Here is a 21,805-nt window from a genome sequence, read left to right on the forward strand (position 1 = left end):
AGGAGGTGATTTAGTGAAGGTTAATGGGAAGGACATTGAATTTAAAGAAAAATTAACTATAGTAGATTTATTAAATAAATATAATTTAAAAAATGATAGAGTTGTAGTCGAGGTAAATCTAGAAATAATTGAAGAATCTAACTACAGTACATATGTATTAAAAGATGAAGATATTATAGAACTTATTAGCTTTATTGGAGGTGGTTAAAATAAAAATATTTGTAAATGAATTATTAACAGATGTTGAAGAAAATACAACTGCCTACAAGGTTAGAGATAGTTACAATCATAAATGTGACGTATTAGTGTTAAATGGATATCCAATTAAAACAGATATTCCCCTTTGTGAGAACGATAAATTAACACTTATACAAAAGGGAGTCAAGCCATCATTTGATGAGTTGGAAAGCTTATTGATTGCTAGACATACTCCTAATATACATAATAAGTTAAAAAAAGGGAAGGTTGCTATATTGGGGTTAGGGGGACTTGGTTCCAATATAGCTATCTCTTTAGCAAGAATTGGAGTGGGGGAACTTTTACTTATAGACTATGATGTTGTAGAACCGTCTAATTTAAATAGACAGCAGTATTTTATTGATGATATTGGAAAACTAAAAACTGATGCTATGATAGAAAATATAAAAAAAATAAATCCTTTTATTAAATTAAGTAAACGAGATATTTTTTTAAACAAACATAATATGGATGCTATTAAAGATTCGGATTTGATAATTGAAGCATTTGATGATGCTTCATGTAAGGCACAGGTTTGTAACTATGTATTAATCAATTTAAAAGATAAATATCTAATAGCATCATCAGGTATGGCAGGATACTATGATTCAAATATAATAACTACTAAGAAGATAAAAGACAAGTTTTATATATGTGGGGATTTTGTAAACGAAGCTAAAATTGGTGAAGGTCTTATGGCTCCAAGAGTCGCTATCTGTGCAAACCACATGGCAAACTTGGCAACACAAATACTTATAGATATGTAAATACTAAAAATAAACATAAAAAAGATTGAATATTAAAAAAATTGCACATGGAGGGAAATAATATGGATAAATTGGTACTTGGTGGACATGAATTCAGTAGCAGATTATTGGTTGGAACAGGTAAATATGGTTCAAATAATATATTGCCTGAGGTAATAAAAGAAAGTGGAAGTGAAATAATAACGATGGCACTTAGAAGAGTAGATTTAGATAACAAACAAGAAAATATATTGACATATATTCCAAAAGAAATGACAATACTTCCAAATACATCAGGAGCTACTAATGCAGAGGAAGCAGTAAGAATAGCTAGAATATCTAGAAAAATGGGATGTGGAGATTTTATAAAAATAGAAGTAATATCGGATACTAGATATTTACTTCCTGATAATGAAGAAACTATAAAAGCTACAAAAATACTTGCTGACGAAGGTTTTATAGTTCTTCCATATATGACACCAGACCTTTATGCTGGAAGAAGACTTATAGAAGCAAATGCAGTAGCAGTTATGCCTCTTGGAGCTCCAATTGGTTCAAATAGAGGTCTTCAAATGAAAGAAATGATAAGAATAATGATAGATGAATTAGACATACCAATAATAGTCGATGCGGGTATTGGGAAACCATCTCAAGCTATGGAAGCTATGGAAATGGGAGCTGATGCTGTACTCGTTAACACTGCAATAGCTTCAGCAGGAAATCCTGTGCAGATGGCTAGGGCATTCAAACTGGCTGTAGAAGGTGGAAGAGAAGCATATCTCGCAAAAACAGGAAGTGTATCAGAATTTGCAAATGCATCTTCTCCTTTAACAGGTTTTTTAGGCAATTTATAGAAAGTGGTGATTGGTGATGAGTTTTTATGATGTAATAGAAAAATATAGAGATTTTGATTTTGATGGATATTTAAATAATGTTACAGATAATGATGTTTTAAGAAGTTTATCAAAGGACAAGCTTGAAGATTTTGATATATTAAATTTGCTTTCTAAAACTGCTGTAAAACATTTAGAAGCCATGGCACAGAAAGCACATAAATTAAGCGTTCAATATTTTGGAAAAACAGTATGTTTATATACGCCAATGTATATAGCAAATTATTGTGTCAATCAATGTGTTTACTGTAGCTATAATATAAAAAGTGGAATAAAAAGAAAAAAATTAACAATGGATGAAATTAGACAAGAGGGAAATGTAATTTCAAAAGAGGGTTTTAAACATTTGCTTGTTTTGACTGGAGAAAGTAGTTTTCATTCAAGTGTAGAGTATATAGGTGAAGCTATAGAAATATTAAGAGAGAAATTTCCATCTATAGGTATAGAAGTCTATCCAATGGAAGTAGAAGAATATAAGTATATTGTAGATAAAGGTGTTGAAGGTTTAACAGTATATCAAGAAACTTATGATGAGGAAATATACAAGAAAGTTCACATAAAAGGGCCAAAATCAAATTATAAATTCAGATTAGATGCTCCTGAAAGAGGGGCAAAAGCAGGGATGAGGACTTTATCAATAGGTGCACTTTTAGGGCTAAATGATTTTAGAAAAGAAACCTTTTTTACAATATTGCATGGGAAATATTTAAAAACAAAATATCCTCATATTGAGCTTTCATATTCAACACCAAGAATGAGACCTTTTAAAGGATGTTTTGAAGAATTAGTAGATATAAGTGATACTGATTTAGTTCAAGCTATGGTATGTATGAGATTATTTGACCCTCATGCAGCAATAAATATATCAACTAGAGAAAATTTAGAAATGAGAAGTCATATAATACCTCTAGGAGTAACTAAATTGAGTGCAGGTGTCTCTACTGATGTAGGAGGACATTCTCAAGATGAACATGATACTGCCCAATTTAAAATAAATGATGAAAGCACTGTTGCAGATGTAGAGAAGATGTTAAACTCAATTGGATATCAACATGTATTTAAAGATTGGGAAAGATTTTAGATGTATTTAATAACAAACAGAAAATTAGTATATAGTGAAGAAAGATACTTAGATGTTATTAAAGAATCTATATTGAGTGGTATAAAAAACATTATAATAAGAGAAAAAGACTTAGAATATGAAGAATTAAATAAACTATATATGAAAATAAAAACCAAAATCAATTATGTAGATTTGAAAGAACAAATATTAAATGAAAACTTGAAGATTAGTACAAATCAGAAAGAAAGTATTAATAAACTTAAGGTTAACTTTATAATAAATAGTAATATTGAATTTTTTGAAAAAACAGATTGCCAAGGGATTCATCTTCCTTTTAAAGTATTCTTGGACTTAATTGAAAATAATTACAGTTTTAATAAAAATAAAATACTAGGATTATCTTTACATAAAATAGATGAAGTAGAATATTTAGAAAAATTGATAAGAAATAAAAATATAAAAATAGATTACATAACTTTATCACATATATATGAAACTAAATGTAAAGAAGAACTACATCCAAAGGGAATTGAGTTTTTAAAGGAAGCTAAGAAGATTACTGATATTAAGATAGTTGCACTAGGAGGAATTTTACCATCTAATGTCAAAGAAACATTAAAATACTGTGATGATTTTGCTGTAATGTCAACTATAATGAAATCTAAAGATATTAAAAAAACAATCTCAAATTATAATGAAAAAATTGAATTACTAAAATAGTATATTGAATCGTTAATTTAAAGAAAAATAAAAAAGCTATCTTTTAAAATTTAAAAGATAGCTTTTTTATTTTATATCTTTGCTAATAAAAAATTGTAAAAAGGGAAAACTTTAGTCAGAGAGATTAAACAATATCCTAAAAATATTTAAAATTTAGTAAAGTATGGAGGACATTATAATGACTGACAGTAAAAAGAAACGATTTATTATACCACACACTTTTACAATAATATTTTTACTAATAGTCTTAATGGCAATATTGACTTGGATAGTACCAAGTGGTGAATTTAGTAGAGAAGATGTAGAAGGTAGAATGGTAGTTGTACCAGGGACTTATCAAAGTGTAGAAAGTAATCCTCAAGGATTTGCAGATGTTTTTAAAGCACCAATAGAAGGTTTTATTGATTCAGCAGAGGTTGTAGGATTTGTCTTAATAGTTGGAGGTGCTTTTGGTATTGTAAATAGAACTGGAGCTATAGAAGCAGGAATAGCATCAGTTATATCTAAGTTTAAAGGAAAAGAACTTCTTATAATTCCAATATCAATGATTTTATTTGGACTTGGAGGTACTACGTTTGGGATGGCAGAAGAAACATTACCATTTTATATGATATTTGTTCCGCTTATGACGTCCTTAGGATATGATTCTCTAACCGCCATAGCAATTGTATTTATAGGAGCAGCAGCAGGAGCCGCAGCTTCAACAATAAACCCATTCTCGGTTGGTATTGCACAGGCACTAGCACAACTTGCACCAGGTTCAGGAGTAGCATATAGAGTAGTTATTTTTATAGCTTATATATTAATAAGTATAGCATTTGTTATGTATTATGCTAAGAAAGTTAAAGAAAATCCTGAAAGTTCAATAGTGTATGAAATAGATAAAAATAACAAGTCAATACTTAATCAAACTTCAACAGAAATAAAAGAATTTACTTTTAAAGAAGTATCTGTTCTTGCTATATTTGGAATAGGTATGGCGATAATGATTTGGGGTGTTTTAAGTCAAGGATGGTACATTCCAGAGATATCAATGTGTTTTGCTGCTATAGGTGTACTTTCTGGTTTGGTTGGTAGATTATCTCAAATTGAAATTTCAGAAAGTTTTATAGATGGAGCAAAAGATTTAGCATCAGCTGCTCTTGCCATAGCCTTAGCTCGTGGAATCGTAATAATTGCTCAAAATGGATTTATAATAGATACTATATTAAATTCCGCAGCAGCTTTTTTAGGCGGACTTCCAAAAGTTATATTTGTATATTTATCTTTCTTCTTGGAAGCTGCATTGGCATTTTTAATTCCATCATCTTCAGGTCTTGCTTCACTTACAGTACCTGTACTCGCTCCTCTTGGTGATTTAGTTAATATATCAGCTCAGGTAATAGTAACCGCTTATCAATTTGGGGTAGGTCTTACAAACTTTATAACTCCAACTTCAGGGGTATTGATGGGAGCACTTGCAGTAGCTCATATTCCTTTTTCAAAATGGGTTAGATTTATAATGCCTATATTGTTGATTTTAACAGCTGTATCTCTAGTTTTCTTAACAATAGGTATATATATAGGATTTTAATTAAAGATAGTTTAATTTAATATGTTTAGAAATTATATAAAAAACCAAAAATATGATTTTCAATAAATTGCCACTAAATTACTTAGTGGCAATTTATTTTTTATATAATAAATGACAAAATATCCTAACAAATCTATATTTTCTCCTCAAATCTCTTAAATTGTATACATTTAATCTACTTACTCTTGTTTTCTATGTCAAATTAGCTAAATAAAATTAAATTAAAAGTCAAAAAACTAAATAAATTAATTCTAATTTGAAATATATATGAAGGTTTTTGGAGAATACTTACTTATAGTAGTAAAAAATGTTAAAATAAGAGTGTAATCAAATATAAAGAACTGAAATAGCTAACAGTTATTAAATATAGGAGTGTAAAAATTTATGGGATTAAAAGAATTTGATTTTATTGAAGAGTCTATTGATATGTTGAGGACAATGTCTCCAACGTTAGAAACTATATCAGATGAAATAGAAGAGTATTTTGAAAATATCTTGGATGAAAAGAATCAAGAATATATAAATGTAACCTCTAGAATAAAATCAGAATCAAGTTTAAGGGAAAAGATAATTAGAAATAGATATTTAAAAAAATATGGAGAAGCAAGTAACCTTATTCACAATGTCTCTGACTTAATAGGTTTAAGAATTGAGTGCAGATTTATTGAGGATGAAAATAAGATATATAGACTTTTAAGGAGATATTTTAACAAAACAGATGATAAAATAAACTACTATAATAAAGAAAATAAGAATATTAAATTAAAGTTATCTGAGAGACAACCGAATAAACAAAAAAATGGATTCGAAATATATAAAATAGATGGAGTTTTTGCATATTTAGATAGAGAAGTAAAATTTGAGCTTCAAATTAAATCTCTTGTAAATGTGTTTTGGAGTGAAATTGAACATAAAATAATTTATAAAAATAACACATATTTACTTGCTGACAAATTTATAAAGGATATGATGGACTCTATAAAGAATAATCTTACTATGATTGATAATCAGCTTTTAAGTATTTACAAAAACTTTCATTCAGGAAAGTCTTTTAATATGAAAGTAAGTAAAAAGGAAATTGAAAAATTATTTGCAAAATTAGTATACGATGCTTTTTCTGAAAAGATGAACAAAAGTATAGGTTTCGTTGTAGATTTTAAAAAGCCATGCGAGACTATATTAAGTTATTCTTTTAATAAACAAGATATAAGTGATGAAGTTTTAGGTAATTTTATGCTTGATGAGTTTGCGAGATTAAATGAAATTGTAAATAAGGATATAGATTTTAATGAGCAAATAGAGTTTGAAAGAGAACCAACATTTGATGATAAATTTTGTAAAGACCTAGGAAATCACTTTAGAAGTAGATTAAATACGGAATTCCCATGGAATCTATTTTTTAGAATATTGTTTGAAATAGAGCCATGTAACAATACAGAAGACTTTGAAAATTTTGTAGAGTTTATAAAAGAAAATGTACTACTAGAAGAAAATAGAGAACAACTTTTATGTCAATTTGAAGAAAATAGTCAATTTATAATTGAAGATATGTATGAATGTATATTCAATAGCATAAGTGAGATTGATAGTGTTGAAATTTTGTATAATTATAATCTTGAAAAAATAAATTTCACATCAAGTGAAATTATAAATTGTATATGTAGAGAATATGAATGCTATGGTGAATATTTAGAAGAAAAAGAAAAGCTTATGAACGCATTTAGAGAAAAAATTATTCAAATTTTTGAGTAATCAATCAATGTTGAAATGGCGCTAATGCGCCATTTTTCAAATATGTATAAATTTATTAAAAGTATTTTAAAGGAGGCGATTTGTATAGAGAAAACAGGTGTAATTTTGGCAGGGGGAAAAAATTCTAGAATGGGAAGAAATAAAGCTTTTCTAGAATTACATGAAAAGCCTTTTATTGAAATTGCAATAGAAGTATTTAAAAATTTTGATGAAGTAATAATAATATCTAATAATGAAGAATTATATTCTAAATATAATATTAAAGTTTATAGTGATATAATAAAAAATATTGGCCCAATTGGGGGAATATATACTGCTCTTGAATATGCAAAGTATGATATAGTTATAGTTGCTTGTGATATGCCATATCTAAATAATGAAATAGTTGAAAGAATAGCTAATGAAATGGATGATAAAAGTGTGATTTCAGTGACAAATGGAAAGTTACAACCATTGTGTTCTGGGTATAAAAAGAGTATAATAAATAAGGTATCTTTATGTATAGAGGGAAATGATTTAAAGCTCAGAAGCCTTATAGACAAAATAGATAAAAGCTATATATACTTTGATGATGAAGATTTATTTTTAAATGTAAATACTGTTAATGAGTATAAAAAATTAACTGGAGTTTAATTAGCTATAGTTATAAAATAGAGTAGGATTTATATGGAGGAGAGTTTATGAATTTACTTAAATGCGATTCTTGGGCAGTAATATTAAATAATAGCGATGAAGGAAGTAAAGCATATAAAATACTAGATGAACTTAAAAAGAATATGTACAAAGTTGTTGCTATAGATGAAGAAAAAAAACCTATTGAAGGTATAGATGTATATGAGTGTTTAAAAGATGTGCCACACAATATTGATGTTGTGGCTATTATTGACAAACAACCTAAGATGGATGTAATTTTAGAAGAAGTAGAACTTTTAGATATACAAAACATTTGGTTTGAAAAAGGAAGCTTTAGTGAAATGATGATTAAAAAGATTAAAGATTTAAAATTGAATGTAGAATATAATTTAAATTTATATGATGAGTTAACTAAATAATAAAAGATATAACTAGTTAGCCAAACACATTATTTTATAGTATAGATTAACTAATGAAACATTAAGTTACAATATTTGTTAAAAAAGTTATAAGTTACATGATATAATATATTAAATAGGATATAAAGGAGTTGATATATTATGTTAATAGTGACTACAGAAAAAGTTGAAGGCAAAAAAATATCAGAAGTTCTAGGACTAGTTAGAGGAAGTACAATAAGAGCAAAACATGTTGGAAAAGATATAGGAGCAAGCTTTAAAAATCTTGTTGGAGGAGAACTTACAGGATATAATGAAATGCTTACTGAAGCAAGACAAATTGCTATAGGTAGAATGGTTGAAGATGCAGAAGCTAAAGGTGCAAATGCAATAATAGCATTTAGACTATCTTCAGCTTCAGTTATGCAAGGTGCAGCAGAAATGCTTGCTTATGGAACAGCAGTTATTTTAGAAGATGGTAATAATGCATTTGAAAAATAAAATATAAATAGTTAAAAAAGAGGCATCTTTTAAAAATTTTATGGATGCCTTTTTTTATTTGAAAAAACTGATATAAGAAAGAATTTTAATTGTTATGATAATAAAATGGGATGATATTATATAAATAAATAAAATTATATTATATAATATATGGTATAGACTTAAAAACTTTTATTAGTAGAGAAAAATATGGATAATGTTATAATAGTTATAGAAATTGAACGTAATTGTACATTTGCTATATAGATTATATATATACTAGTTTTATATTTTGAATAGTTATAAATCAATATCTTTTATTTTGCGAACGTTGGAATAATAAAAAATGTATGTACTAATAGGTTATATGATAAAAAAAGTAGATATAATTGTTATATTGCTGAGAAAAATGGAAATAAAATAGAGTAAGTTTTATTAACTGAGTTTTTATTTATAAGGATTTAATCAATGTATAAAGGGGTGAAATTATATGTTTAATGTTGCAATTATAACACTTAGTGATAAAGGATACGAAGGAAAAAGAGAAGATATAACAGGGAAAAAATTAACTGAGTTTGTTGAAAATACAGGAGATTATAAAGTCATTGAATATGTATTGATAAAAGATGACAAGGAAATGTTAAAAGAAAATATTATAAAACTTTGTGATAGTAATAAAATAGATTTAATTCTTACTAATGGAGGTACTGGTTTTTCAAAAAGAGACATAACTCCAGAAGCTACTAAAGAGGTATTAGAAAAAGAGATACCAGGTTTGAGCGAATATATGAGAATGAAATCTACAGAAATTACTAAAAAAGCTATACTAAGTAGGGGTGTAAGTGGAATAAGAAATAATTCTATAATAATAAATTTACCTGGGAGTCCTAAAGGTGCAGTTGAAAATCTAAGTTTTATAATTGATGTTCTAGACCATGGTATAGAAATCTTAAGAGGAGAAGCTACAGAATGTGCCACTAAAAATAAATAGTATATAATTTAGATAGATAAAAAATAGACAAAGAGGTAGATAGAGTATGATTGATAAGTATGGGAGAAAAATAGACTACCTTCGTATTTCACTTACAGATAAGTGTAATTTAAGGTGTGTCTATTGTATGCCACCAGATGTAAAATTTGATAAAAATTATATAAATGAAAATCTAAGTTTTGAAGATTATAAATTTATTATAAAGGCTATGTCAGAACAAGGAATAACCAAGGTTAGGTTTACTGGAGGAGAGCCTCTTTTATATCCTAAATTGAATGAGCTTATAAAGTTTACAAAAGAAGAATGTGGAATAAATAATATAGGAATGACAACTAATGCTATTGGGCTTTCTGATAGAATATTTGAGCTTGAAAAATGTGGTTTAAATAAAGTTAATATAAGTTTAGATTCTTTGAAGGAATATAAGTATAAATCTGTAACAAGAGGCGGAAATTTAAAAGATGTCTTAAAATCGATTGAATCTTGTTTAAATTTAGGCATAAAAGTAAAATTAAATTGTGTTGCTATAAGTGGATTTAATGATGATGAACTTAAAGATTTTATGTTTTTAACTGTTAAATCACCAATTGATGTAAGATTTATAGAGCTTATGCCATTAGGTGAAGCTAATAGAGTTTATAAAAAGGGTTATTTTAATGTAAAAGAAATGGTTGAAAAAATATATGGATTATATAAAGTTAAAAATGAAGAGAAAAGTACAGCAGAATATTATATGTTTAAAGGAGCTAAAGGAAGAATAGGAATTATAACTCCATTAAGTTGTTCATTTTGCAACACATGTAATCGCATTAGACTTACTTCTAGTGGTGCAATAAAATTGTGTCTACATTCAAAAGAAGAAATAGATATAAAGCCATTTTTACATAAACCGTTGTTATTTAGAGAATCTATGAAAGATATAATAAAACAGAAACCAGAAAAGCATCATTTAATAGAAAATAAATGTAGTGATACAAATAGACGTATGTATGAAATTGGAGGATAAGTAATGTTAACACACATAAATGAAAAGGGATATGCCAAGATGGTGGATATAAGTGAAAAAAATGATACTAAAAGAATCGCCGTGGCAACAGCTACCATTACTCTTAGTAAGGAAGCTTTAGAAAAAGTAAAAAATGGCCAGATAAAAAAAGGAGATGTGTTGTCTGTGGCTCAAGTTGCAGGTATAATGGGAGCTAAAAATACATCTTCAAATATACCAATGTGTCATCAGATTAAATTAGTTGGATGTGATTTGGAATTTGATATAGATGATTCTATGTCTGCTATTAAGATATATGCAACTTGTAAATCTCTTGGAAAGACTGGAGTAGAAATGGAAGCCTTAAGTGCATGTTCTTTAGCAGCACTTACAATTTATGATATGTGTAAAGCAGTTGATAAAAAAATGGTTATAAGTAATATACATCTTGTGGAGAAGTCTGGTGGAAAATCAGGAGACTTTAAATTTGAGTAATTAATATTATATGGGTGAAAATTTGGAGGAAATATGGCTAAGGTAGTGTCAATAAATATAAGTGAGAAAAAGGGTGTAATCAAGGTTCCTGTACAATGTGCAGAATTAAAAATAAATCATGGGATAGTTGGAGATGCACATGCTGGGAACTGGCATCGTCAGATAAGCTTACTTGGAAAAGAAAGTATAGATAAAATGAAAATGAAAGGTTTTGACCAATTAAAATATGGAGATTTTGCTGAGAATATAACTACAGAAGGGATAGAAGTATTTTCATTACCAGTTGGTACAAAACTTAGAATTGGTAATTGTGAAGTTGAAGTGACTCAAATTGGTAAAAAATGTCATAATGGGTGTGAAATTAAGAAGTTAACTGGAGACTGTGTAATGCCACGAGAAGGAATTTTTGTACAAGTTCTAAAAGAAGGAATTATAAATGTGAATGATACAATAGATGTAATTCAATAAAATTACTATTAAAATATAGTTATATGTATAATAGATATTTAAATTAAAACATTATTAATATGTAAGTATGTATTTTAAAATATAACGACTAATTTTTATAAAAATTAGTCGTTATATTTTATTTCTAAATTAAAATAGTAGTTGTATTAAGCTATGAATGTAAAATCATAGTTTTTTATTTTTTAATTTTTAGGATATATTTTTTATCTATACTCTTAGAATTATATTCTATCTAAAAATTAATTATTTTGTGCTATATTGTTTATATTGTAAATTTATAGATAATAAAGTATAAATAATATAAATTTTGATGAAATTTTAAAAAATACATTATATAAATATAGTAATAATATAAAAATTTACATATAAAACTAAAAAATACAAGTAATTTACTTTTTGAGTTGACAAAATATTGCATATATATTATGATATAAATCATAAATTAACTATAAATAAATATTATAGATTCGTAGAAGAAGAAAGTAGCATAAAGGAATTTTACAGAGAATTAGATTTGGCTGAGAACTAATATTGGAATTTATGTGAAAAGGACTTTGGAGAATACTGTTATAATTCTGTTATAATAGTGGTTTAATTCGCCTTAAGAAAATGAGTGAGTAAAATTAATTTTTACTAATAAGAGTGGTAACACGGATTTATATTCGTCTCTTGGATTTTTCCAAGAGGCGTTTTTTATTATAAAATTATTTCAGAAAATTTAAAACTATATATTAAATGAAAAATATAAATATATGATAGTTAATAAATTTATAAATTAGAAAATTGTAAAATATACTAGACTCAGTGACTTTACGATTTAAATGGAGGGATGAAAATGGAAGAAGAAAAAATTAACTATGCTCTGGAACAGGTTCCAGAGAATCAAAAACGTGGTTGGGTGGCCATGTTTTCAGTTTTAGTAGCAATAGGTGTGGATTTATCATCTGTTATTTTAGGGGCTGAATTGGCACAGAGTATGCCAATGAAACAAGCAATATTATCAGTAATTGTTGGTTCATTTTTTTCTGCAATTTTGTATACTACATGCTCTTTGGTTGGTTCATCTACAAGCCTATCTACATCTATGATAACAAAGTATGTGTTTGGAGAAGCTGGAGCAAAAATATTTTCTCTAGTTATAGGGGTTTCTTTATTAGGGTGGTTTGGAGTTCAAGTAGGTTTCTTTGCCCAAAATGCACAAATAATAATAGAAGATATATTTAATCTAGATGTTAGTATGCAAATTCTAAGCCTCATAGGCGGTCTCTTGATGATGAGTACGGCTATTTATGGATATAAGGCAATGGAAAAATTAAGTGTGTATTCAGTACCTTTCTTATTAATTCTTATGATGTTAACTATATTTTTAGCTTTTAGAGCAAATGGAATTCCAGTTGATGATAATATGAAATCTACTATGACATTTGCAGGAGGAGTTTCTCTATCAATGAGTATAATAATAGTTGGTGCAATAGTATCTCCTGATATAAGTCGTTGGGCTAAAAGTAGAAGAGATTGTGCACTTTCAAGTTTCTTGGGAATACAATTTGGAAATGCCTTTATGATAGTAGTTTCAATAATACTAGTAAAATGTATGGGAACTTCAGATATTATGAGAATTTTTATTACGTTGGGAATTGCTATACCAGGTATAATTGTTCTTACCTTAGCTCAATGGACTACAAACACAAGTAATGTTTATTCAGCATCACTAAGTATAGCACTTGTACTTAAAAAAGCACCTGAGAAAGTATTAACTATAGTTCTTGGTATTGTAGCAACATTATTAGCTGTATTTGGAATATATGAAGGTTTTATAGGATTTTTAAATTTACTTGGAATTGTAATTGCACCTGTTGGTGGTGTATATACAGCAGAATATTACATAGTAAAACAAGAGCTTAAAGGTTTTGATAAGGGTGTACTATATAAACCAATAGTTAAACGTTCAATAGCATCTTGGGTAATTGGGATACTGATAACTTACCTTTCAACATATGGATTTATAACTCTTACTACTATAGCTCCTTTAGATGGATTTATAGCAGGGTTTGTAGTACAATCTATTATTGGAAAAGTGCTTTGTTCAGCAAAAAATAAGCAAAATACAGATAAAGCAGTATAATGAAATTTGTTTATAAAGTATAAAATAAATTTGAAATATGAGGAGAAAGTAACATGAGATTTTTAACAGAAGAAAGTGTAGATAAAATAGCAGTTGGTGCAGCAGTACTTGGAACTGGAGGTGGAGGTGACCCATATGTAGGTAAATTGGTTGCAAAACAGGCAATTAAAAAATATGGTCCTGTAAAAGTAATAAGTTTAGATGAACTTGATGATGATGCTCTAGTAGTTCCAGTATCTGGTATGGGTTCTCCTGTAATTACAATAGAAAAATTACTTTCTGAGGTGGAATTAACTACACCTTTAGAAATAATGGAGAAGTTAATAAACAGAAAAGTAGATGTTATAATTCCTATAGAAATAGGTGGAATAAACTCACTTATGCCAATAGCAGTTGCTGCAAAAAAAGGACTACCTATTTTGGATGCTGATTCTATGGGGAGAGCTTTTCCTGAAGCTCAAATGGTAACTTTTTATCTTGAAGGGTATGAGGCATCACCTGCTGTAATGTCTGATGAAAAAGGAAATTCTGCTATTCTTTATCCTGTGGATGGAATTTGGTCAGAAAGACTAGCTAGAACTCTAACTGTGGAAATGGGAGGAAGTTCTTCTATTAGTGACTATAATTTAAGTGGAGCTCAAGTTAAAAAAGCTGCTATAGGTAATACACTTACAATAGCTGAAACTATAGGTGGATTTTTGCTTGAAAATAAATCTGATTCAAAAGGTGCTGTTGAGAATATATTAAAAGAATTAAAAGGATATAAATTGTTTGAAGGAAAGGTAATTGATATTAAGAGAGAATTGAAAGGTGGATTTACTAGAGGACACGCCTTTTTTGCCGGAATTAATGAATATGATGGAGAGTATTCTATATTATTTCAAAATGAGAATTTAATTGCAAAAAAAGGTGATACACCACTTTGTATTACGCCAGATTTAATAGCAGTGTTAGATTTAGAAACTGGATTTCCAATAACTACAGAAAGAATAAAATACGGTTCTCGTGTTATGGTAGTAGCTTTTCCTTGTAATGAAAAATGGAGAACAGAAAAAGGAATTGAGACAGTTGGACCTGGATACTTTGGATATGATGTGGAATATAAAACAGTAGAAGAATTACAAGGAAAATAAAATTTTAGGAGGAAATTTTGATGTATCGTGTAGGAATTGACGTTGGAGGAACAAATACAGATGCTTGTATACTGGATGGGGAATTAAAAGTAATTCATTCAGTTAAAGTAGCAACTACAAAAGATGTTGAAACTGGTGTTTATAATGCCTTAAAAAAAGTTATAGATGAAAGTGAAATTGACCATTCCTTAATAAAGTATGCTATGCTTGGTACAACTCATTGTACAAATGCTATTGTAGAAAGAAAAAGATTAAATAATGTAGCAATGATAAGAATAGGAAAGCCAGCAACCACTGCTATTCTCCCTTTTATAGATTGGCCAGAAGATTTAAGAGAAAAAATAGAACTAGATTCAATACTGGTATCTGGTGGATATGAATTTGATTAAAAAATAGCTACGCACACTTGCGACTTTAGTCATGAGTTAGTAGCTAAAATAGTCAGCATATAGGGAAACTTATATGTAGAGATAGGATAGAACCTATCCAATACTACTTGAATTGCTGGAAACCCCTAAAGCTAACCAAACTAAAACATAAGGATGAAATAAACCTAAGTGTGAAAGTTACGAAAGTAGAAAAAATTGGTTAGATGGTATAAGGTTAAACCCTAAGTACTTTAAAATGGGCAATCAGCAGGTAAGCTCCTAAGTAGGAGAAACTTCAACGACTATTCCTCTTGAGGGAAGTACACTACAAGCTATTGGTAGTGGAAGTGGGTAGACCTTAACGGATAATGCCGAAGGATAAGATATAGTCTGTGCTTGCATGAAAGTGTAAGAAGTTCATAAGAGAACTGCATAGGTAGTAGCGAACTTATGTGAACGACAACCTCAAAAATGATAAAAGTTAAGACTTACGGTTCTTACATATGCTATTTAAAAATAAATATAAAAACCTTTAAAATACTTGTTTAAAAAAATTGCACTTGTTAATATTAGGATGGTGATGAAAAATTGAAGTGACTCAGATATGTATATTTAGTACAATACCATATAACATGGTGTGTAAAATATAGACATCCAGTATTAACAAATGAAATTGAAGAAGATTTAATTAATATATTTAGTTGTTACTGTATCAGAAAATACAAAGGAGCAGATAAGAAAATATATTAATTAATCAGAAAAAACAAGTAAAGTGAGGTGATAGTAGTGGAAAAGGCATATAAGTTTAGAATGTATCCAAATAAAAAGCAACAAGAGTTAATTAACAAAACTTTTGGATGTTGTAGATTTGTATATAATAAGTATCTTGCTAAAAAAATAGAAGTTTATGAAAACAATAAAGAAACTTTTACTTATAAACAGTGCAGTTCTGATTTGACCAATTTAAAAAAAGAATTAGAGTGGCTTAAAGAACCTGACAAATTTTCACTACAAAATACCTTAAAAGATTTAGAAAACGCATATAAAAAATTCTTTAAAGAAAATGCAGGATTTCCTAAATTTAAATCAAAGAAAACTAATAGATTTTCATATAGAACTAACTTTACAAATGGAAATATTATGTACTGTAGTCAATATATAAAATTACCTAAAATTGGTATGGTTAAAGTAAGAGATAAACAAGTACCTCAAGGGAGAATACTTAATGCTACTATATCCAAAGAACCAAGTGGTAAATATTATGTATCATTATGCTGTACTGATATAGAGATTGAAGCATTTGAAAATACTAATAATCAGATAGGTTTAGATTTAGGAATTAAAGAATTTTGTATCTCAAGTTGTGGACAATTTATAGAAAATCCTAAGTATTTTCTAAAGTCATTAAACAAACTTGCTAAATTACAAAGAGAATTATCGAGAAAAACAATTGGTAGTTTAAATAGAAATAAAGCAAGGTTAAAAGTTGCAAGACTTCAAGAACATATAGCTAATCGTCGAGAGGATTTTTTACAAAAACTATCTACTAAATTAATACGAGAGAATGATATTATTTGCATAGAAGATTTACAAGTAAAGAATATGACTAGAAATCATAAACTATCTCGCTCTATTTTTGATGTATCATGGTCAGAATTTGTTCGTCAATTAGAATACAAGGCTAATTGGTATGGTAGACAAATTGTAAAGGTAGGTAAATTCTTTGCAAGTTCACAAATATGCAATAAATGTGGGTACAAAAACGAGGAAATTAAGGATTTAAATATAAGAGAATGGATTTGTCCTTGTTGTAATGAAACTCACAATAGAGATATAAATGCAAGTATAAATATACTAAAAGAAGGGTTAAGACTAATAAGAGTTTAAAATAAATAACGTATGTAAGAACCGTAGGAACTACGGGGATAGCCTGTGGAGAATTGGTAAGACATATTTTAGTATGCAAAATTCTATGAAGCAGGAACCCTGTGACTTTAGTCATGGGAGGTTCAGGGTAGAAAGATAAATGAACTTTGCAAAGAAGAAGTTGTAGAATTTTGTAATAAAATAAAAGACAGAGTGGAAAGTGTTGCAATAAGTGGAGTATTTGCTCCAGTAAATAAACAACAAGAAGAGGAAGTTGCAAAGTGGGTTAGAGAAATTTTAGGTGATATTCCTATATCTTTATCAAATGAAATAGGTAATATAGGTATACTAGAAAGAGAAAATGGAGCCATTTTAAATTCTGCATTATCTCAAGTAGGTAAAGCAGTATCTTTAGGATTTGAAAAAGCACTTAAAGATTTAGGTATAGATGCACAAATTTATTTTAGTCAAAATGATGGAACATTAATGAATTTAGAGTATACAATGAAATATCCAATTTTTACAATTGGATGTGGAATAACAAATTCTATCAGAGGAGCTTCTTTCTTGTCAGAAGTAAAAAATGCAATAGTACTTGATGTTGGAGGTACTACAAGTGACCTAGGTGTACTATACAATGGATTCCCTAGAGAATCATCAATTCCTGTTACAATTGGAGGAGTACATACAAACTTTAGAATGCCAGATGTTTTAACTATTGGTCTTGCTGGTGGGACATGTGTAAAAGGTGAAAAAGATAATATAAAGATAGGTCCTGAAAGTGTTGGATATAAAATAACTGAAGATGCAATAATATTTGGTGGAGATACTTTAACTTTATCAGATGTTGTGACAAAGTTAGATATGGCATTTGAAGATAGAAAAACTAATGTTGAACATTTAGATAAAGAGTATTGTGATGAGGTATATAAAAAGGTAATTTTAAAACTAGAGGATGCTGTAGACCAAATGAAAACTAGCCAAGGTGATGTTGAGTTAGTTTTAACAGGTGGAGGGAGTATAATTGTTCCTGAAAAATTAAAAGGCATAAGTAATGTTATAAGACCTCCTCATTATACTGCTGCAAATGCTATTGGTGCAGCATTAGGGCAAATAAGTGGAGATGTAGAAAAAGTATATAGTTTAGATAAAATGTCTAGAGAAGATGCTATAGAAGATGCAAAACAAGAGGCAGTAAATAAAGCTCTAAAGGCTGGTGCTAAAAAAGATACTATAGAAGTATTAAACATAGAAGATGTTCCACTTGCATACCTTCCTGGAAATGCACTTCTTATAAAAGTAAAAGTTGTTGGTGATTTAATTTAAAGAAGAATTTAATTATTTTTAAAATTATTTTAAATATAAAAAAATCGGTGCTTAATTTGTACCGATTTTTGTTTTTTAGTAAAGAACTCGTTTTTTTGCTTCTGCTATAGCTCTAGCAGCACTTTTTGCTTGTATTCTTTTTTCTTCTTCTTTTTTGAACGCATTTATTGTTTCATTTAAATTTTTATCATGTTCATTTTTTTCTTTATCTTCATTTTCTCTATATACTAATACATAATTTATTATTGATTCATTTATTATCTGGGATATACTCTTATTCTCATTAATTCCTATCCTTTTAACTTCTTTGAGTAATGTTTCATCAATATGAACCGTTGTTTGCTTTGTGTTTTTTGCCATGTTAATCACCTCTTAAAAAGAATTTTAACATTAAAATTTTTTTTAGTCAATAAATTTTAATATTAAAATTCTTTAAAGGTTTTATTTGATTTTCTAAAATTTTCTATTGCATTTATCATGTTATTTTTTATATTTTCACCTAATATAGAAGACTTTAGTCTAGGGTTTTTAATATGGTCATAAATTGGCTCTAAAAATTCGACTTCAACTGGAAGAGAATTAATTTTACCAATAGGTTGATACCCTTCATAAGTATCTTTTGAATTTTTTATTACTAGTGGAACAATAGGGCATTTTGCTTTATATGCTATTTTTAAAGCTCCACTTCTAAAATCCGATACTAGTGAATTTGGTTCTTTAATCCATGTTAAATCTCCTTCTGGAAATACTGCCATACTTTGACCTTTAAGTATATTTTGAGAGGCTTCAGTAATACTTTTTATTCCTTCTCGATTGTTTTTTCTGTTTACATATACACATCTTAGTAATTTTGCCCATTCTTTAAATATAGGTATATTTCTCCAAACTGGTTCGTCTGCAATTACACATCCAATTGGTCTTTCTACACTTGCTGCTAATATGAAGCTATCGAGCATACTAGAATGATTTACAACAAATAGAAGTGGTTCTTTTGGTAGTGTATCTTTTCCAATTATGTTAAGGTCTATATTTACTATATCTAAAGATTTTCTAGCTTGTTTTTGCATAAATTCAAATTTTTCTTTTAAGCTAAATTTATCAGGATTTTTTTTAATTTTAATGAGTCTAGGTATAGAAGATGTAAAGCCTATAAGTTGATATGTAGCAAATTTTAAGTAATTATTCATAAAATTATCTCCTTAAAATAAAATTATTTATTACTGTAAAGATTTTAACATAAAATAAAATTTAAGTCTATTTTAATTCCATTATATAATCTATATTTAAAATAGATAGATATTAAAATTTTATACTTTTAATTTTATAAATTAGATTTTATCAATAAATTACTATTCTATTAAATTGACTTAATAACCTTTAAATTCAATTATAAAAACTGTTGCAGATTACCAACAACAGTTTAAAAAGAGCTACTTTATAATATAGAAATGATATATATTAACTCATAAGGCTAGCAATAGCCCATTCTTTACACTGAGCAATTCTTTTTCCATCATCACCTTGTTCTTTGTCATATGCAAATTGATTAAGCATCTCACATGGAAATGTATCACATTGACCACAATGTGTAAGATTTTTATTTTCACAACATGATTTTACAGGACATTCTTCACCCCAAAAAGGCTTGTCAATGCATGTACATCCTTTGCAATTGACCTTTTCTTTATACTCACATTCATAACACAAAATTCCACATCTTGATTCTATCATTCTGACTCACTCCTTAAATATAAATTTTATATGATTGTACATCAAAATTTATACTTTTCATTGTAAAAATCGGACAAATTTTTTATATAGGTTGTTGGATTAACTCCACAGATAGATTTAAAATCATTTATAAAATGGGATTGGTCGTAATAACCAATCTCTTGTGCTAAAGTTGTAAATGGTATTCTATTATTTTGCACTTCTTGTAATACAATATTTATACGAAGTAGTCTTAGATATGATTTAACACTCATACCAAGAGAATTATTAAAAATTCTGTTTAAATGACGTTCACTATAACAACTTATTTGAGAAATATTTTTAACTGACATAATAGAGTCCTGTTTTCTTGCATTTTCAAGTATTGGGATAGTCATATCTACTATATCTGATTTGAATAAATATGATAAAAATAGCATATCTAATTCTTCTATTAATTCTTTTATAGTACTTGTTTTTTCAAAAATAGAATTAATCTCTGAGCTAAATAATGTATTAAAATCTTCAAGTTTAATTTTTAAATCTGTGGATTCTCTTTGAGAAAGACCTGTCAAATAATACATTCCACCTGGACGAAACTCAACAAATACCCTGAAGAGTACACTTTCTATATCATTTTTTACAACAATAGTTTTTGTTGTAGCTCCCCAAAATTCACTCTCCATACATTTCTTATCAAATTTAAATATCATACATCCACTAGCATCAGGTATTAATGTAAGATTTTCCTTAATATTTATATCTGGAATAGATATTGTATAGTGTGCTATATATGGTCTTAACAATTTATTTGGCAAAATATATGTATACTGTTTGCAAGTATTTAAAATATTGTTGATTATTTCATTCATAAGTATTTCCTCCTAATATATCAAAAACAAATATGCTAATTTATTTTGATATATATAATAAACAAATTCTGATTTAACTAAAATATTTCAATAAGGTACTCTTGTTAAATTCAGATACAATAATTGTAAAATAAAATTTCAAAATATACAATTACTATAAATTATATATATTCAACAAATATAGATATTAAAGAAGAATAGATATAAATTAGAATCAGAAAATAATAGTGTTACTTTCATAATAAATACATATAAAGATATTTTTAAGAATAAAATTTATTATTAAATAAAAAATAAAGGAGAGTGGTTTAATAGCATGGCATCAAAACAAACACCAAGAAATAATTTAGAAAAGTTTTTGAGAATAAGAGTTTTATCACATACAGGCGACAAAATACATATAAAATTACCTGTGAATTTTGCAAAGAGAATGATTGAGAATAATGCTTTAGACTTATTTAATGGGAAAGATGATGTAGTTGATGGTAAAAAGGTTACTGAAATATTAGTCAAGGCATTTGACTATGACTTAACTGGAGAAGTAGTTCATTTGGAGAGAAAAAATGGAGATATTATTAAGGTTTCAATTGTACAATAGAACTAATTTATATGAATTTTATTTTGAAAAAATATAACTAATTGAGAATCAGTAAGAAAGTGTAGCTTATTGTTAGCATATAATACACATTTATAATTTATAGATGTGTATTTTTTATATGTAAAGTTTAAATGTCCATATTATAAAACTGTTACAATTTTGAAAATAGATGTAAATATATGTTGTATAGTATAATATTTATTTAGAAAAATTCATTTATCAATACAGAAATTTTAATTCAATGTTAGTTCTATTTGAAGGAATATATAGATTGTTTGATAAAAATATCAGGAAATATTAAAAATAGATTTGGAAGCAGTTAATGCTTTTAAATTAGTATGGAATTATCATTAATCAATAAGAAAAAGGGTAA

At 27.7% G+C, this 21,805-nt stretch carries 24 protein-coding genes, 2 pseudogenes and 1 other annotated feature; of the genes and pseudogenes, 22 read left to right on the forward strand and 4 right to left on the reverse strand.

Annotated elements, in window-relative coordinates; genetic code table 11:
- The first annotated feature begins 13 nt into the window (after positions 1–13).
- The 21 genes and pseudogenes from thiS to ACTG48_RS09195 all read left to right on the forward strand — a co-directional run bounded on the left by thiS (position 14) and on the right by ACTG48_RS09195 (position 18,252).
- Positions 14–208 carry a sulfur carrier protein ThiS gene (thiS, locus tag ACTG48_RS09095; RefSeq protein ID WP_021384492.1) on the forward strand — a complete coding sequence of 65 codons (195 nt, stop codon included), beginning with the start codon at positions 14–16 and terminating at the stop codon, positions 206–208.
- Positions 201–1,004, forward strand: a complete 804-nt coding sequence (gene thiF, locus ACTG48_RS09100) for a thiamine biosynthesis protein ThiF (RefSeq protein ID WP_479918649.1) — start codon at positions 201–203, stop codon at positions 1,002–1,004. Before thiS ends, thiF begins: the two co-directional genes overlap by 8 nt.
- Before the next feature lie 62 nt (positions 1,005–1,066).
- A complete protein-coding gene (locus tag ACTG48_RS09105) occupies positions 1,067–1,837 on the forward strand; it encodes a HisA/HisF-related TIM barrel protein (protein ID WP_479918650.1) in 771 nt (256 codons plus the stop codon).
- A gap of 16 nt (positions 1,838–1,853) precedes the next feature.
- On the forward strand, positions 1,854–2,957 hold the full coding sequence (thiH, locus tag ACTG48_RS09110; RefSeq protein ID WP_021384500.1) for a 2-iminoacetate synthase ThiH: 1,104 nt from the start codon (positions 1,854–1,856) through the stop codon (positions 2,955–2,957).
- Positions 2,958–3,659 carry a thiamine phosphate synthase gene (locus tag ACTG48_RS09115; protein WP_021384491.1) on the forward strand — a complete coding sequence of 234 codons (702 nt, stop codon included), beginning with the start codon at positions 2,958–2,960 and terminating at the stop codon, positions 3,657–3,659.
- Positions 3,660–3,837: 178 nt separating this feature from the next.
- A complete protein-coding gene (locus tag ACTG48_RS09120; protein ID WP_021384495.1) occupies positions 3,838–5,232 on the forward strand; it encodes a YfcC family protein in 1,395 nt (464 codons plus the stop codon).
- A gap of 384 nt (positions 5,233–5,616) precedes the next feature.
- Positions 5,617–6,984 carry a GTP pyrophosphokinase gene (locus ACTG48_RS09125; protein ID WP_021384483.1) on the forward strand — a complete coding sequence of 456 codons (1,368 nt, stop codon included), beginning with the start codon at positions 5,617–5,619 and terminating at the stop codon, positions 6,982–6,984.
- Positions 6,985–7,026: 42 nt separating this feature from the next.
- Positions 7,027–7,617 (forward strand): molybdenum cofactor guanylyltransferase, encoded by a 591-nt coding sequence (locus ACTG48_RS09130; protein WP_021384499.1) that lies wholly within the window; start codon positions 7,027–7,029, stop codon positions 7,615–7,617.
- Positions 7,618–7,664: 47 nt separating this feature from the next.
- Positions 7,665–8,036, forward strand: coding sequence for a CoA-binding protein (locus ACTG48_RS09135; protein WP_021384501.1), 372 nt, complete (start codon positions 7,665–7,667; stop codon positions 8,034–8,036).
- A gap of 141 nt (positions 8,037–8,177) precedes the next feature.
- Positions 8,178–8,516, forward strand: coding sequence for a heavy metal-binding domain-containing protein (locus ACTG48_RS09140; RefSeq protein ID WP_021384482.1), 339 nt, complete (start codon positions 8,178–8,180; stop codon positions 8,514–8,516).
- A 469-nt stretch (positions 8,517–8,985) separates the two neighbouring features.
- Positions 8,986–9,486 (forward strand): MogA/MoaB family molybdenum cofactor biosynthesis protein, encoded by a 501-nt coding sequence (locus ACTG48_RS09145; RefSeq protein ID WP_021384481.1) that lies wholly within the window; start codon positions 8,986–8,988, stop codon positions 9,484–9,486.
- 46 nt (positions 9,487–9,532) lie between these two features.
- Positions 9,533–10,492: a GTP 3',8-cyclase MoaA gene (gene moaA, locus ACTG48_RS09150; RefSeq protein ID WP_021384487.1), complete on the forward strand. Its 960-nt coding sequence runs from the start codon at positions 9,533–9,535 to the stop codon at positions 10,490–10,492.
- A gap of 3 nt (positions 10,493–10,495) precedes the next feature.
- Positions 10,496–10,966, forward strand: a complete 471-nt coding sequence (gene moaC / locus ACTG48_RS09155) for a cyclic pyranopterin monophosphate synthase MoaC (protein WP_021384488.1) — start codon at positions 10,496–10,498, stop codon at positions 10,964–10,966.
- Between the two features lie 33 nt (positions 10,967–10,999).
- Entirely contained in the window at positions 11,000–11,434 is a 435-nt protein-coding gene (locus ACTG48_RS09160; RefSeq protein ID WP_479918651.1) for an MOSC domain-containing protein, read from the forward strand.
- Positions 11,435–11,895: 461 nt separating this feature from the next.
- Positions 11,896–12,107, forward strand: a binding site (T-box leader).
- A gap of 162 nt (positions 12,108–12,269) precedes the next feature.
- Positions 12,270–13,559 (forward strand): cytosine permease, encoded by a 1,290-nt coding sequence (locus ACTG48_RS09165; RefSeq protein ID WP_479918652.1) that lies wholly within the window; start codon positions 12,270–12,272, stop codon positions 13,557–13,559.
- 53 nt (positions 13,560–13,612) lie between these two features.
- Positions 13,613–14,692 carry a DUF917 domain-containing protein gene (locus ACTG48_RS09170; RefSeq protein ID WP_021384507.1) on the forward strand — a complete coding sequence of 360 codons (1,080 nt, stop codon included), beginning with the start codon at positions 13,613–13,615 and terminating at the stop codon, positions 14,690–14,692.
- 20 nt (positions 14,693–14,712) lie between these two features.
- Positions 14,713–15,081, forward strand: a complete 369-nt coding sequence (locus ACTG48_RS09175) for an ROK family protein (RefSeq protein ID WP_479918653.1) — start codon at positions 14,713–14,715, stop codon at positions 15,079–15,081.
- A gap of 582 nt (positions 15,082–15,663) precedes the next feature.
- Positions 15,664–15,762, forward strand: a pseudogene (locus ACTG48_RS09180) (transposase); the annotation flags it as partial.
- Between the two features lie 75 nt (positions 15,763–15,837).
- Positions 15,838–16,947, forward strand: a complete 1,110-nt coding sequence (tnpB, locus tag ACTG48_RS09185; RefSeq protein ID WP_479918654.1) for an IS200/IS605 family element RNA-guided endonuclease TnpB — start codon at positions 15,838–15,840, stop codon at positions 16,945–16,947.
- A gap of 129 nt (positions 16,948–17,076) precedes the next feature.
- Positions 17,077–17,211: pseudogene (locus tag ACTG48_RS09190) on the forward strand (hydantoinase/oxoprolinase N-terminal domain-containing protein); the annotation flags it as partial.
- A 60-nt stretch (positions 17,212–17,271) separates the two neighbouring features.
- Complete coding sequence (locus ACTG48_RS09195; protein WP_479918785.1) at positions 17,272–18,252, forward strand: hydantoinase/oxoprolinase family protein; 981 nt, start codon at positions 17,272–17,274, stop codon at positions 18,250–18,252.
- A 75-nt stretch (positions 18,253–18,327) separates the two neighbouring features.
- On the opposite strand, the gene ACTG48_RS09200 is transcribed toward ACTG48_RS09195, so the two are convergent.
- The 4 genes from ACTG48_RS09200 to ACTG48_RS09215 all read right to left on the reverse strand — a co-directional run bounded on the left by ACTG48_RS09200 (position 18,328) and on the right by ACTG48_RS09215 (position 20,834).
- On the reverse strand, positions 18,328–18,612 hold the full coding sequence (locus ACTG48_RS09200; RefSeq protein ID WP_021384547.1) for a hypothetical protein: 285 nt from the start codon (positions 18,610–18,612) through the stop codon (positions 18,328–18,330).
- A 62-nt stretch (positions 18,613–18,674) separates the two neighbouring features.
- Positions 18,675–19,439 (reverse strand): lysophospholipid acyltransferase family protein, encoded by a 765-nt coding sequence (locus tag ACTG48_RS09205; RefSeq protein WP_479918655.1) that lies wholly within the window; start codon positions 19,437–19,439, stop codon positions 18,675–18,677.
- A 271-nt stretch (positions 19,440–19,710) separates the two neighbouring features.
- On the reverse strand, positions 19,711–19,983 hold the full coding sequence (locus ACTG48_RS09210) for a DUF3795 domain-containing protein (protein WP_021384536.1): 273 nt from the start codon (positions 19,981–19,983) through the stop codon (positions 19,711–19,713).
- Positions 19,984–20,024: 41 nt separating this feature from the next.
- Positions 20,025–20,834 carry a response regulator transcription factor gene (locus ACTG48_RS09215; RefSeq protein ID WP_021384526.1) on the reverse strand — a complete coding sequence of 270 codons (810 nt, stop codon included), beginning with the start codon at positions 20,832–20,834 and terminating at the stop codon, positions 20,025–20,027.
- Positions 20,835–21,150: 316 nt separating this feature from the next.
- Between ACTG48_RS09215 and ACTG48_RS09220 the strand changes: the two genes are divergently transcribed.
- Positions 21,151–21,432 carry a hypothetical protein gene (locus ACTG48_RS09220; protein WP_003420428.1) on the forward strand — a complete coding sequence of 94 codons (282 nt, stop codon included), beginning with the start codon at positions 21,151–21,153 and terminating at the stop codon, positions 21,430–21,432.
- Positions 21,433–21,805 lie beyond the last annotated feature (373 nt).

This window comes from Clostridioides sp. LIBA-6822 (assembly GCF_056688955.1).